The sequence below is a fragment of the Herbidospora daliensis genome (assembly GCF_001570585.1).
GTDB lineage: Bacteria > Actinomycetota > Actinomycetes > Streptosporangiales > Streptosporangiaceae > Herbidospora > Herbidospora daliensis.
Window position 1 is genome coordinate 1,225,133 of sequence record NZ_BBXF01000002.1, and the last position, 13,275, is coordinate 1,238,407.

Below are 13,275 nucleotides of genomic sequence, written 5' to 3' on the forward strand. Positions count from 1 at the left end.
CATCGATGTGAGAACGATCTCCTGAGATGTAGGTAACCGTGGTAATTCGATCATCGCGAGTGGCCGCCTTCCTGGCCGCGTCATTACTGGGGGCGTCGCTCGCGGCGATCCCCCTTCCCGCCCGGGCCGACATCGACCCGCCGCCGGGAGTCACCGAGACCGTCACGGCCGACGCACTGCCCACGTGGCAGATCAACGGCGTGGTCTGGAAGATGGCCACCGTCGGCAACACCGTCTACGCGGTCGGCAGCTTCACGCGCGCCCGCCCGCCGGGCACCGCCCCCGGGAACGCGGCCGAGGTGGTGCGGTCGAACATCCTGGCCTTCAACATCACCACGGGTAACGTCACCTCCTTCGCCCCGACCCTGAACGCGCAGGCGCGCACCATCGCCGTCTCGCCCGACCAGACGAAGATCTACATCGGCGGCGACTTCACCCAGGTCAACGGCCAGACCCGCAACCGGGTCGCCGCCTTCGACGTCGCCACGGGCAACCTCGAGTCGTGGGCGCCCTCGGTCGGCAACGTGGTCCGCGCGATCACGGTCTCCAGCTCGACCGTCTACATCGGCGGCAACTTCTTCAGCGTCAACGGCCAGAGCCGCAACCGCCTGGCCGCCGTCAACCGGAGCAACGGCGCCAACCAGCCGTGGGCGCCCGACACCGACGACGAGGTCTTCGCCCTGATCATGTCGCCCGACCAGAGCCGGGTCATCGTGGGCGGCAAGTTCCAGCAGCTCAACAACGCCACCCGGGTGGGCATCGGCGCCCTCGACCCGGTCACCGGCGACTCGCTGCCGTGGAGCAGCAACCCGATCCCGGCGCGGATCGGCAACGACTACTCGATGACCTACGACCTCACCACCGACGGCACCAACATCTACGCCGCCGCCGACGGCGAGGGCTGGCACTGGTTCGACGGCCGGTTCGCGGTCGAGCCCAACACGGGCGACCTGATCTGGCTCGACAACTGCTACGGCGCCAGCTACAGCGTCTTCCCGATCAACAACGTGCTCTACAGCGTGGGCCACGCCCACGACTGCGAGTCGATCCGCGGTTTCCCCGAGGTCTCGCCGACCCGCTGGCAGCGCGCGCTGGCCACGACGATCGAGGCGACCGGCACCGACCCGATGCCGCCGTCGAACAACAGCCAGTACAGCGGTCAGCCCACGCCGACCCTGCTCCACTGGTTCCCGCAGGTCAACGCCGGTTCCTACACCGGCATGAACCAGGGCGGCTGGGCCCTGTCGGGCAACAGCGACTACCTGGTCATGGGCGGCGAGTTCACCACCGTCAACGGCGGCGCGCAGCAGGGCCTCACCCGGTTCGCGGTCAAGGCGCACGCGCCGAAGACCTCCGGGCCGATCCCGTCGGCCGACCTGACCCCGACCGCGGTCTCGCTCAACGCGGGCACCGCACGCCTGAGCTGGAAGACCACCTGGGACCGCGACCACGCGAAGGTGAAGTACCAGATCCTCCGCGACGGCGGCACGACCCCGATCGGCGAGGTCGAGGTCGACTCCAACTTCTGGACCCTCCCCTCGGCCGGCTTCATCGACGAGGGCCTCACGCCCGGCTCGGTGCACACCTACCGCGTCCGCGCCGTCGACCCCCAGGGCAACGCCGTCGGCAGCGGCACCTCCGACCCGGTGACGATCTCCTCGGCGGGCGCGCTCAGCGACTACGCCGAAGCCGTCATCGACGACGGCGCCGCCGCCTACTGGCGGCTCGGCGAGGCCTCGGGCACGACCGCCTTCGACTACGCCGCCTTCACCGACGCCACCCGTGACGCCGGCACCTCCCAGGCGAGCCCCGGCGCGATCAACGGCGACGCCGACGCCGCGGCGGCCTTCAACGGCACCGGCACCGGCCTGGTGAAGACCAACAGCACGGTCGCCACCACCCCGGCCTTCTCGATCGAGGCCTGGGTCAAGACCACGTCGAACCAGGGCGGCAAGATCGTCGGGTACGGCGCCTCCGCCACCGGCGAGTCGGGCAGCTACGACCGGCACGTCTACATGGACAACGCCGGCCGCGTCTACTTCGGCGTCTACCCCAACGCGGTGCGCACGGTGAACAGCGCCCCCGGCTTCAACGACGGCCAGTGGCACCACATCGTCGCCACCCAGGGCACCGGCGGCATCGCCCTGTACGTCGACGGCCGCCGCGTCGGCCAGGACCCGTCGGTGACCACGGCCCAGTCCTACACCGGCTACTGGCGGATCGGCGGCGACAACCTCAACGGGTGGCCGAACCGCCCGACCAGCCTCTACCTCAACGGCCAGATCGACGACGTCGCGATCTACCCGACGGCCCTCGCGCCGGCCAAGGTCGACGCCCACTTCGTCGCCTCAGGCCGCACCAGCCCGATCCCGCCGCGCCCGGCCGACGACTACGGCCGCGTCGTCTACGACGACGAGCCGGTGACCTACTTCCGGTTCAACGAGGCCAACGGCCCGGCGGCGGTCGACGCCAGCACCAGCGGCGTCAACGGCACGTTCACCAACACCAACGTGACCTACAACCAGACCGGCGCGATCGTCGGCTCGACCAACCGGGCGGTCCGGGTGCAGAGCGGCGGCCGGGCGGTCTCCGGCAACGCGACGACCAACCCGACGACCTACTCGGCCGAGGTCTGGTTCCGCAGCTCGTCGAACCAGGGTGGCAAGATCGTCGGCTTCGGCAACACCGCCAGCGGCACCAGCTCCAACTACGACCGCCACGTCTACATGCGCAACGACGGCCGCCTGGTCTTCGGCACGTACACCGGCGCGTTCAACCTGATCACCACGACGGCTGCGTACAACAACAACCAGTGGCACCACCTCGTGGCGACCCAGGGCGCCGACGGCATGAAGCTCTACGTCGACGGCGCGCTCGTGGGCACCAACGCGCAGACGAGCGCCGAGAGCTACTCGGGTTACTGGCGCTTCGGCAGCGACACGCTGAACTCCTGGCCGAACCGCCCGAGCTCCGACAACTTCAACGGGTGGCTCGACGAGGGCGCGATCTACACCAAGGTGCTCAGCGCGGCCGAGATCGCCCAGCACTACCAGGAGGGCACCGGCACCGGCCCGGCCAACCAGCCGCCGACCGCGTCGTTCACCTCCTCCTGCACCGACCTGGAGTGCTCGTTCGACGCCTCGGCGTCGGCCGACGCCGACGGGACGGTCGAGAGCTACGCCTGGGACTTCGGCGACGGCCAGACCGGCACCGGCGCCACCCCGACCCACGCCTACACCGCCGCCGGTGACTACCCGGTCACCCTGACGGTCACCGACAACGACGACGCCACCGCCAACAGCGGCAGCGTGGTCGTGCCCCGCCCAGCCGCCAACCCGCCGTCGATCATCGCGAACGACACCTTCGGCCGGACCCTCAACGGCGCGCTCGGCACCGCCCAGACCGGCGGCCCGTGGACGCTCGTCGGCGGCACCGGCAACTTCTCCGTCGACGGCAACGCGGCCAAGCTCGCCCTCCCGGCGACGGCGGCCAACCCGCGCGCCTACCTCGACGGGGTGTCCAGCACCACCGCCGACCTGTCGTTCTCGATCGCGTCCGACAAGGTCGGCACCGGCAACGGCACCTACCTGTTCGCCTCCGGCCGCCGCGTGGCGGGCGTCGGCGAGTACAAGGTCCGGGCGCGGCTGCTCCCGTCGGGCGTCGGCCTCGCGCTGATCCGCACCGCCGGGGCCAGCACCGACACCCTGATCACGTCGGAGACCATGATTCCGGGCCTGACCTACACGCCGGGCCTGGTGCTCAACATGCGGGTGCTCGTCACCGGCACCAACCCGACGACGATCTCCGGCAAGGTCTGGAACGCCGCCGCGACCGAGCCCGCCTCCTGGCAGGCGACGACCACCGACGCCACCGCGAACCTCCAGGTCGCCGGCGGCGTGGGCATCGGCGCCTACCTGTCGGGCACCGCGACGAACGCGCCGATCACCCTGACGGTCGACGACCTCGCCGCGAGCAACCTGGCCGCCGCCCCGACGGCCGCGTTCACGCCCACCTGCACCGGCCTGACCTGCGACGTCGACGCCTCGGCCTCGACGGCCGGGTCGTCGGCCATCGCGAGCTACACGTGGAGCTACGGCGACGGCGGCGCCCCCAGCACCGGCCAGACCGGCTCGCACACGTACGCGACGCCCGGCACCTACAACATCACCCTGACCGTGACGGGCGCCGACGGCCGGACCTCGGTCGTGGTCCAGCCCGTGACCGTCGCCTAACCGATCATCGATGCCCCGCCGGGTTCGCCCGGCGGGGCATCTGTCATGTAAGGAGTCCCCATGGAAGAACTGCCGATCAAGGGCGCCTACCTGCACACCCCGAGGCTGTTCCACGACGACCGGGGCACGTTCATGGAGTCGTTCCGGGCCGCCGACCTCGCCGAGGCCGCCGGCCACGGCCTGCGCCTGTCCCAGGCCAACACCTCGGTCTCGGCCAAGGGCGTGATCAGGGGCGTCCACTACGCCGACGTGCCGCCCAGCCAGGCCAAATACGTGACGTGCCTGTCGGGCCGCATCCTCGACGTGATCGTCGACCTCCGGGTCGGCTCGCCGACGTTCGGCGAGCACGTGCCGGTGGTCCTCGACTCCGAGAGCTTCCGGAGCGTCTACATTTCCGAGGGCCTCGGCCACGGCTTCGCCGTCCTCAGCGACAGCGCGACGGTCTTCTACCTGTGCTCCGAGCCCTACGCGCCGACGCGGGAACGCGGCCTCAACCCGCTCGACCCGGAGCTGGGCATCGACTGGCAGGTCGCCGAACCGATCCTGTCGGAGAAGGACGTACAGGCCCCCACAATGAAGCAGGCCCTCGACGAGGGCCTGCTTCCTGATTTCGAGACGTGTACGACCTTCTACAAGACCCTGTCTTAGGGCAGATTCCTGGCGCGAGCCACGGCCGGCCTTCGGCCGTCCGCGTCTCGCTTAGTTGATCTTCCAGGTGTCGCCGCCCTGGAGGAGTTCGTCGAGGTCGCCGGGGCCGCGCTGGGCCACGGCGAGGTCGAGCTGCTCGCTCATCAGGTGGTCGTAGGAGGGCCGGTCGACCGACCGGAAGATGCCGATCGGCACGTGCTGGAAGGCCGGCTCGTCGAGCCGGCTCAGCGCGAACGCGAGCGACGGGTCGGGGTTGTGCATGTCGTGGACGAGGATCTCCGACTCGGCGATCGAGTCGCGCGCCACGACCTCGAGACCGCCGGTCGGGGCGATCTTGACCGCCTGGGAGGCGTTGGCGATCGGCTGCCCGTGCTCCAGGCGCAGCGTGATCACGTCGCGCTTGTCGGGGTCCTTGAGGTCTTCGAACGCGTTGTCGTTGAAGATGTTGCAGTTCTGGTAGATCTCGACCAGCGAGGTGCCCCGGTGGGCGGCGGCCTCGCGCAGCACGCTGTGCAGGTGCTTGCGGTCGGAGTCGATGGTCCGGGCGACGAACCCGGCCTCGGCGCCGACGGCCAGCGAGATCGGGTTGAACGGCTTGTCGAGCGAGCCCATCGGCGTCGACTTGGTGATCTTGCCGACCTCGGAGGTGGGCGAGTACTGGCCCTTGGTCAGCCCGTAGATCCGGTTGTTGAACAGCAGGATGTTCAGGTTGACGTTGCGGCGCAGCGCGTGGATCAGGTGGTTGCCGCCGATCGACAGGGCGTCGCCGTCACCGGTGATCACCCACACCGACAGGTCGGGGCGCGAGGCCGCCAGACCGGTCGCGATGGCCGGGGCGCGGCCGTGGATCGAGTGGAACCCGTAGGTGTTCATGTAGTAGGGGAACCGCGAGGAGCAGCCGATGCCCGACACGAACACCGTGTTCTCGCGCTTGATCCCCAGCTCGGGCATGAACGACTGCACGGCGGCCAGGATCGCGTAGTCGCCGCACCCGGGGCACCAGCGCACCTCCTGGTCGGACTTGAAGTCCTTCAGGGTCTGCTTGCCCTCGGCCTTCGGCACCAGGGCCAGGCCCTTGCCATTCAAGCTCTCACTCACTGTCGATCACTTCCTGGATCACTCCGGCCAGCTCCTCGGCCTTGAACGGAAGCCCGCGCACGCGGTTGTAGCTGATGATGTCGACCAGGTACTTGGCCCGCAGCAGCAGCGCGAGCTGGCCCAGGTTGATCTCGGGCAGCAGCACCTTGTCGTAGGACTTCAGCACCTCGCCGATGTTCTTCGGGAAGGGGTTGAGGTGACGCAGGTGGGCCTGCGCGACCTTGTGGCCGCCCCGGCGCACCCGGCGGGCCGCCGCGGCGATCGGGCCGTAGGTCGAACCCCAGCCGAGCACCAGCACCCGCGCGTCGCCGTCGGGGTCGTCGACCTCGAGGTCGGGCACGTCGATGCCGTCGATCTTGGCCTGGCGCAGCCGGACCATCAGATCGTGGTTGTTCGGGTCGTAGGAGATGTTGCCGGTGCCGTCGGCCTTCTCGATGCCGCCGATGCGGTGTTCGAGGCCGGGGGTGCCGGGGATCGCCCACGGGCGGGCCAGCGTCTCGGCGTCGCGCTTGAACGGCAGGAAGGTGGTGCCGTCGTCGCCGTTCGGCTCGGTCGTGTAGGGCACCGAGATGTCGGGCAGCTCGGCCTGCGACGGGACCTTCCACGGCTCGGAGCCGTTGGCCAGGTAGCCGTCGGAGAGCAGCATCACCGGGGTGCGGTACTTGATCGCGATCCGGGCGGCCTCGACGGCGGAGTCGAAACAGTCGCTCGGCGTCGCCGGGGCGATCACCGGCACCGGCGACTCGCCGTTGCGGCCGAACAGCGCCATCAGCAGGTCGGTCTGCTCGGTCTTGGTCGGCATGCCGGTCGAGGGGCCGGCGCGCTGCACGTCGACCACGATCAGCGGCAGCTCGGTGGTGACCGCGAGGCCCACCGTCTCGGCCTTGAGCGCCACGCCGGGGCCCGAGGTGGTGGTCACGCCGAGCGCGCCGCCGAACGCCGCGCCCAGCGCCGCGCCGACGCCGGCGATCTCGTCTTCGGCCTGGAAGGTCCGGATGCCGAACCGCTTGTGCTTCGACAACTCGTGGAGGATGTCGGAGGCCGGGGTGATCGGGTAGGAGCCCAGGAACAGCGGCAGCTTCGACTGGACCGACGCCGCGACCAGCCCGAGGGCCAGCGCCTGGTTGCCGGAGATGTTCCGGTAGACGCCGGCGCTCAGCGGGGCGGGTTTGATCTCGTACGAGACCGAGAAAGCCTCGGTCGTCTCGCCGTAGTTGTAGCCGGCGTTGAAGGCGGCCACGTTGGACTTGGCGATCGCGGGCTTCTTGGCGAACTTGGTCTCGATGAACTTGATGGTCGCCTCGACCGGGCGGCCGTAGAGCCACGAGAGCAGGCCGAGGGCGAACATGTTCTTCGCGCGCTCGGCGTCCTTCTTCGAGATGTCGAACTCTTCGAGCGCCTTGACCGTCAGCGAGGTCAGCGGCACCGAGTGGAGCCGCCACTCGGCCAGGCTCTCGTCTTCGAGCGGGTTGGTCTCGTAGCCGACCTTCTGCAGGTTCCGCTTGGTGAACTCGTCGGCGTTGGCGATGATGTCGGCGCCGCGCGGGAGGTCGGACAGGTTCGCCTTGAGGGCGGCCGGGTTCATCGCGACCAGGACGTTGGGCGCGTCGCCTGGGGTGAGGATGTCGTGGTCGGCGAAGTGGAGCTGGAAGCTCGACACTCCGGGGAGGGTGCCTGCCGGGGCGCGGATCTCGGCCGGGAAGTTGGGCAGCGTCGACAGGTCGTTGCCGAACGACGCCGTCTCCGCGGTGAATCGGTCGCCGGTGAGCTGCATGCCGTCGCCGGAGTCACCCGCGAACCGGATGATCACGCGGTCGAGTTGCTGCACCTGCTTGGTCACAGCGCTCAGTCCTCCTCGACAGACCAAGGCGAGGTCTGCTCGTGGCACGTGTGTGAATTCAATGCTAGATCCCTTTGTCGCGCTTATACGAATGCGCGTGGGTTGTGACCTTTGTCGCTCGTGTGGGGGGATGGGGCGTCAGTCGGGCAGGGCTTGACACAGTCCCGACGCGATGCGGCACAGGTCGACGTGCCGGCGAGCGAAGAGGATGATTCGGGTCACGGTGCCTAACTATATGTCCCCGCTGGATTCACGGTAGCGGCCGCCCATAGCGCGAGACGGCGACGTCCACGGCCGATTCGTAGGTTCGGCCTGGCTGCATCGGGCGTGTTCCGTACAACTCGGGAACGGTGACAAAAGAGTATCCGCGTTCTTCGAGTTCCTTGAGGATCAGGGGGATGGCTTCGGGGGTGGCGGGGCCCAGGTCGTGCAGGAGCACGATCGAGCCGGGCTTCACGGCCGAGGTGACCCGCTTGCAGATCTCCTGGGGGGTGGCGTCGCCCTCGTCGCCGCCGTCGACGTCCCAGGTGACCACGCTGAGCTTCAGTTCGCCGGCGACCTTGGCGACGTCGGGGTTGGTGGCGCCGTAAGGGGGCCGCATCAGGGCCGGGAGGCTGCCGGTCGACTGGGCGATGACGTCCTGGGTGCGCGACAACTGCTCGTAGATGCGGTTGTCCGGCATCGTCGTCAGGTCGCGGTGCGACCAGCTGTGGTTGCCGACCAGGTGCCCGTCGCGGGCCATCCGGCGCAGCAGGTCGGGCCGGGCCGCCGCGCTGGTGCCGGTGAGGAAGAAGGTGGCGCGGGTGGAGCCGAGCGCCGTCAGGATCCGGTCGGTGTACGGCCCCGGCCCCTCGTCGAACGTCAGGGCGACGCAGCGGGCGACCCGGCAGTCGACCTTCCCCGGCACCGCCCGCGCCGTGGCCTCGGGCGGGTCGCGCAGTTCCGGCGGGGTGGTCGGCCGGGCCGACTCGACGGCCCGCTGGGCGTTCCTGCCGAAGTCCGACAGCAGCGGGATCGCCTCCTGCCGGGGGATGGCCGTGGCCACCCGGCCCAGCGCGCCCGGCCCTATCTCGTAGTCGTCGAACTCCACCACCAGATCGCCGCGCGAGTTGAAGTCGAGCGAGTCGAACAACATCCGGTCGGGCCTGATCGCCGCGTGGTCGACGTCGGCGTCGTCGGCCAGCCGGGCCCCGACCGCCTTGGCGAGGGCGTCGAGGTTCTTGACCAGCAGATCGGAGGTGACGACGCGGGCGCCGTCGTACCAGAGGGTCCGGGTCGAGTTGACCCACGACGCGCCCTCGAAGCGGCCCGTCCGCAGGCGCACGCCGCTGACCTTCGGCGACACGGCCGTGAGCTGCCAGTCGACGTTGATCTCCGACTTGGGCAGGGCGGCCTTGCCCTTGGCGGCCTTCTCGTTGAAGGCCTTGGCCTCGGCGACCAGGTCGGCCCGCATGCGGTCGCTCAGCGCCGCCGCCCCGGGGATCTGGGGGTAGGTCAGGTGCACATGGGCCTTGCCCGTCTCTTTGTAGATCGTCTGCACCTGGAGACCGGGCACGACGGCGGGGTCGACGAAGGTCAGCACCGTCGGCTCGGACGACGGCGGCACCTCGTCTGCCGGGGAGTTGAAGGCAACGCCGCACGCGCAGCACGCGGCGGCGAGCGTCGCGATTCCTCCGGTGAATCGCAAAACGGGCATAAATGTCAGATTATTGGCGCTTGAGCGTGGTTTGCTGTGACTTGGCAGTGTCCGTGAGCTTCTTTGGTTCGGCGTTCAACTGCGCGATTATCAAGGGGTGGACGGATACTTCGGGTCGTACGCGGTGGTCGCCGTGCTGCTGGCCATCGGGGCGGCGATCTTCGCCGGGGCCCTGCTGATCAACCGGCTGCTGCGCCCCGACCGGCCCACCGAGGCCAAGCTGACCACCTACGAGTGCGGCGTCGACCCCGTCGGCGACGGCTGGGCCCAGTCGCAGGTCAGGTACTACGTCTTCACGTATCTTTACGTCGTCTTCGCCGTCGACGCCGTGTTCCTGTTCCCCTGGGCGACCGTGTTCGCCGCCCCGGGCTACGGCCTGACCACTCTCGTCGAGATGTTCGTCTTCCTGGCGTTCATCGCGCTCGGCATCGTCTACGCGTGGCGCAAGCGCGTGCTCACTTGGACGTGACCCATGGTTGATCTGCCCACCCCGACGTTCGGCCCGGCGGCCCGCCTCGCCCCGAAGCCGATGAAGTTCGTGCTGAACTGGGGCCGCCGCTACTCGTTGTGGGTCTTCAACTTCGGCCTGGCCTGCTGCGCGATCGAGTTCATCGCCACCTCGATGAGCCGCCACGACTTCATCAGGTTCGGGGTCATCCCGTTCGCCAACGGCCCCCGCCAGGCCGACCTGATGATCGTCTCGGGCACGGTCACCGACAAGATGGCCCCAGCCGTCCTGCGCCTCTACGAGCAGATGCCCGACCCGAAGTACGTCATCTCGTTCGGGGCCTGCTCCAACACCGGCGGCCCCTACTGGGACTCCTACTGCGTCACCAAGGGCGTCGACCAGATCATCCCGGTCGACGTCTACGTGCCCGGCTGCCCGCCCCGCCCCGAGGCGCTGCTCCACGGGATCATGAAGCTCCAGGAGAAGATCGCGGGGGAGTCGCTGGCATGATCTTCGACGAGTTCGGCTCCCGGGTCGTGGTCTCCGAGTCGTTCGGCGAGACCACGGCCGACGTCGGCCCGGCCGACTGGATCGAGGTGCTGACCTCCTGCCGCGACAAGGGCTACGCCTTCTTCGACTGGCTCACCGCCGTCGACAACCCGCCCGAGGGCTTCGCCGTCGTCGCCCACCTCGCCGACCAGGAGAAACACCTTCGTCTGCTGGTACGCACCCACGTCCCGCTGGCCCACCCGGTGTTGCCGTCGGCGGTCGGGGTGTTCCGCGGGGCCGACTGGCACGAGCGGGAGACCTTCGAGATGTTCGGCGTGGTCTTCGAGGGCCACCCCGACCTGAAGCCCCTGCTGCTGCCCGACGGCTTCGAGGGGCACCCGCTGCGCAAGAGCTTCGTGCTGGCCGCCCGGGTCGCCAAGACCTGGCCCGGCGCGAAGGAGCCGGGCGAGTCGGGCGGCGCGCCCTCGCGCCGGAAGATGTTGCCGCCCGGCGTGCCGACCGACTGGGGGCGCAATGCCTGAGCTGCTGGAAGTCGCGATCAGGGTGGTCGTGATCGTCGGGGCGTTCCTGCTGCTGCCGCTGATCGTCGGCCAGATGGAACACAAGGCCATGGCCCACATGCAGTCACGCCTCGGCCCCATGTACGCCGGCGGCTTCCACGGCTGGGCCCAGCTCATCGCCGACGGCGTCAAGTTCATGCAGAAGGAGGACGTGATCCCGGCCGCGGCCGACCGGGCCGTCTTCAAGCTGGCCCCGGCGGTCGCGCTGGTGCCCTACCTGGTCGTCATGGTCGTGATCCCCGTCGGGCCCGGCCTGCTCGGGGTCGACCTCGACGCGGGGATCTTCTTCGTGCTGGCCGTGATGGGCGTCGGCGTGCTCGGCTCGATCATGGCCGGGTGGTCGTCCGGCAACAAGTACTCGGTGCTGGGCGGCATGCGGTCGGCGGCGCAGCTGATGTCGTACGAGCTGCCGCTGGTCCTGGCCGCCTCCAGCGTGGCGATGGCGGCCGGCACCCTCTCGCTCCAGGGCATCGTCGAGGCGTGGGAGCCCTGGTGGCTGGCCTGGCAGGCCATCGGCGCGGTGGTGTTCTTCGTGGCCGGGCTGGCCGAGCTCCGGCGGCCGCCGTTCGACATGCCGATCGCCGAGTCGGAGATCATCATGGGCCCGATGACCGAGTACACCGGCATGCGGTTCGCCCTGTTCATGCTGACCGAGTACGCCGGGATCGTGGTCCTGTCGGCGCTCACCACGGTCCTCTACCTGGGCGGCTGGCAGGGCCCGCTGCTGCCCGGCCCGGTCTGGACCCTCATCAAGATCTTCGCCCTGGCGTTCGTCGTCATCTGGGTCAGGGTCAGCTTCCCCCGGATGCGCGAAGACCAGCTCCAGCGGCTCGCCTGGGTCGGCCTGGTGCCGCTGGCGCTCGTACAGCTCGCGCTGACGGGGGTCGTGAAGGTCCTCTAGTGGACGATCCGCAACATGATGTCGGAGGCGGTCGGCCGGTTCACCGGGTTCTTGTCCAGGCACGACGCCGCCAGGGCCCGTAACGACACCGGCAGTTCGCTGAGGTCGGGCTGGTGGTTGATGATCCGGTTGAGGATCGCCGGGATCGTGTCCTGCCCGAACGCGTTCTTGCCCGACGCCGCGAACACCATCGTGGCCGCCCACGCGAAGATGTCGGTCTCCGGCCCGACCGGCCGCCCGCCGACCTGCTCCGGCGACATGTAGGCCGGGGTGCCCATGACCTGGCTGGCGGTCGCGTTGACCTGGTCGAGCGCCTTGGCGATGCCGAAGTCGATCACCCGGGGCCCGTCGGAGCCGATCAGCACGTTGCTCGGCTTGAAGTCGCGGTGCACGATGCCCGCCTTGTGGATGGCGGCCAGCGCGCCCGCCGTCGCCAAGGCCAGCCGGGTCAGCCCGTCTTCGGTGCGCGGGCCCTTGTCCTTGACGAGCTGCTCCAGCGACACGCCGTCGACGTACTCGGAGACGACGTAGGCCAGGTCGTCGGTGATGTTCACGTCGAGCACCCGCGCCGTGGAGAACGGCGCCACCCGGCGGGCGGCGTCGACCTCGCGCAGGAACCGCGCCTGGGCGTCCTTGTCCTTGGCGATGTGGGCGTGCAGCACCTTGATGGCGACCTTCTGCCCGCGCTGGTCGACGCCCAGATAGACCGCGCCCTGCCCGCCCTGCCCGAGATCGCCGATCACCCGGTAGGGCCCGAGCCACTGCGGCCCCTGGCTGCGCGGCTGCACCCCCATCGTCGAGGGGTGGGTGGGCTGTGTGAACGGCCGGGGCGGGTGGGGGACGTGCGTCGGCGGGTGCGGGACCCGCGTCGGCGGCGGGGGCTGCGGGTAGGGCCGCGGCGGCATGGGCATCGGCCGCTGCTGCTGCTGGTACTGCGGAGGCTGCGGCTGGTGGTGGACGGGCTGCTGCTGGACGGGCTGCCAGGCGTGCCCCGGCTCGAACACCCCGCGCCGGATGATCAACGTGTTCGCGAGCCCGCCGAACCAGTTCACGATCAGGCCGATCGTCGTGGTCGTGTTGAGCCACGTGGGCCACAGGTCGACGTTCTCATAGCTGGCGATGGCGATGATGAAGACGACGAAGTTCAGGGCGTACACCCCGGTGGCGACGATCAGCAGCGGGCTGCGCTTCTTCGCCGCCGCGTACCCGACGACGAACGGCGTGCCGAAACCGCAGGTGAAGAGCGGGACAACCGCCCACAACCAGGACACCGCCGTGTTCGAGGCGGGCTTCTGCGGCGGTTGCCAGTACGGATGCACAGCGCGAACAATACGTACTTCCG

The 13,275-nt window shown here is 69.5% G+C and carries 11 protein-coding genes; 6 read left to right on the top strand and 5 right to left on the bottom strand.

All coding sequences use genetic code 11. The annotated features are described in order from the left end of the window. The first annotated feature begins 59 nt into the window (after positions 1 to 59). The gene (locus tag AW274_RS42620; RefSeq protein ID WP_062431108.1) at positions 60 to 4,232 is read left to right on the top strand and encodes a LamG-like jellyroll fold domain-containing protein; all 4,173 of its coding nucleotides are present in this window, start codon (positions 60 to 62) and stop codon (positions 4,230 to 4,232) included. A 60-nt stretch (positions 4,233 to 4,292) separates the two neighbouring features. After that, the gene (gene rfbC, locus AW274_RS12150) at positions 4,293 to 4,880 is read left to right on the top strand and encodes a dTDP-4-dehydrorhamnose 3,5-epimerase (RefSeq protein WP_062431109.1); all 588 of its coding nucleotides are present in this window, start codon (positions 4,293 to 4,295) and stop codon (positions 4,878 to 4,880) included. A gap of 51 nt (positions 4,881 to 4,931) precedes the next feature. Here the strand turns inward: rfbC and AW274_RS12155 are convergent, their stop codons facing one another. The 4 genes from AW274_RS12155 to AW274_RS12165 form a co-directional block, all read right to left on the bottom strand. Next, positions 4,932 to 5,978, bottom strand: coding sequence for a 2-oxoacid:ferredoxin oxidoreductase subunit beta (locus AW274_RS12155; RefSeq protein ID WP_062431110.1), 1,047 nt, complete (start codon positions 5,976 to 5,978; stop codon positions 4,932 to 4,934). Beyond that, positions 5,971 to 7,818, bottom strand: a complete 1,848-nt coding sequence (locus AW274_RS12160) for a 2-oxoacid:acceptor oxidoreductase subunit alpha (protein WP_062431111.1) — start codon at positions 7,816 to 7,818, stop codon at positions 5,971 to 5,973. Before AW274_RS12160 ends, AW274_RS12155 begins: the two co-directional genes overlap by 8 nt. A gap of 138 nt (positions 7,819 to 7,956) precedes the next feature. Next, positions 7,957 to 8,040, bottom strand: a complete 84-nt coding sequence (locus AW274_RS42945; protein WP_353051406.1) for a putative leader peptide — start codon at positions 8,038 to 8,040, stop codon at positions 7,957 to 7,959. Between the two features lie 28 nt (positions 8,041 to 8,068). Then, positions 8,069 to 9,514: a polysaccharide deacetylase family protein gene (locus AW274_RS12165; protein ID WP_157520046.1), complete on the bottom strand. Its 1,446-nt coding sequence runs from the start codon at positions 9,512 to 9,514 to the stop codon at positions 8,069 to 8,071. Between the two features lie 97 nt (positions 9,515 to 9,611). Between AW274_RS12165 and AW274_RS12170 the strand changes: the two genes are divergently transcribed. The 4 genes from AW274_RS12170 to nuoH are packed head-to-tail and all read left to right on the top strand — an operon-like array spanning position 9,612 to position 11,933. After that, positions 9,612 to 9,983: an NADH-quinone oxidoreductase subunit A gene (locus AW274_RS12170; RefSeq protein WP_062338429.1), complete on the top strand. Its 372-nt coding sequence runs from the start codon at positions 9,612 to 9,614 to the stop codon at positions 9,981 to 9,983. A 3-nt stretch (positions 9,984 to 9,986) separates the two neighbouring features. Continuing rightward, positions 9,987 to 10,472, top strand: a complete 486-nt coding sequence (locus AW274_RS12175) for an NADH-quinone oxidoreductase subunit B (RefSeq protein ID WP_030457030.1) — start codon at positions 9,987 to 9,989, stop codon at positions 10,470 to 10,472. After that, entirely contained in the window at positions 10,469 to 10,993 is a 525-nt protein-coding gene (locus AW274_RS12180) for an NADH-quinone oxidoreductase subunit C (RefSeq protein WP_062431113.1), read from the top strand. Before AW274_RS12175 ends, AW274_RS12180 begins: the two co-directional genes overlap by 4 nt. Next, positions 10,986 to 11,933, top strand: a complete 948-nt coding sequence (gene nuoH, locus AW274_RS12185; protein WP_062431114.1) for an NADH-quinone oxidoreductase subunit NuoH — start codon at positions 10,986 to 10,988, stop codon at positions 11,931 to 11,933. Before AW274_RS12180 ends, nuoH begins: the two co-directional genes overlap by 8 nt. On the opposite strand, the gene AW274_RS12190 is transcribed toward nuoH, so the two are convergent. Then, the gene (locus tag AW274_RS12190) at positions 11,930 to 13,252 is read right to left on the bottom strand and encodes a serine/threonine-protein kinase (RefSeq protein ID WP_062431115.1); all 1,323 of its coding nucleotides are present in this window, start codon (positions 13,250 to 13,252) and stop codon (positions 11,930 to 11,932) included. The two genes, nuoH and AW274_RS12190, sit on opposite strands and share 4 nt — an antisense overlap. Between the last annotated feature and the right edge of the window lie 23 nt (positions 13,253 to 13,275).

Bases quoted from the DNA above. Each gene is read 5' to 3' on its own strand.
- rfbC (WP_062431109.1), top strand. From the start codon at position 4,293: ATGGAAGAACTGCCGATCAAGGGCGCCTACCTGCACACCCCGAGGCTG.
- AW274_RS12175 (WP_030457030.1), top strand. From the start codon at position 9,987: ATGGTTGATCTGCCCACCCCGACGTTCGGCCCGGCGGCCCGCCTCGCC.
- nuoH (WP_062431114.1), top strand. From the start codon at position 10,986: ATGCCTGAGCTGCTGGAAGTCGCGATCAGGGTGGTCGTGATCGTCGGG.
- AW274_RS12165 (WP_157520046.1), bottom strand. From the start codon at position 9,514: ATGCCCGTTTTGCGATTCACCGGAGGAATCGCGACGCTCGCCGCCGCG.
- AW274_RS12180 (WP_062431113.1), top strand. From the start codon at position 10,469: ATGATCTTCGACGAGTTCGGCTCCCGGGTCGTGGTCTCCGAGTCGTTC.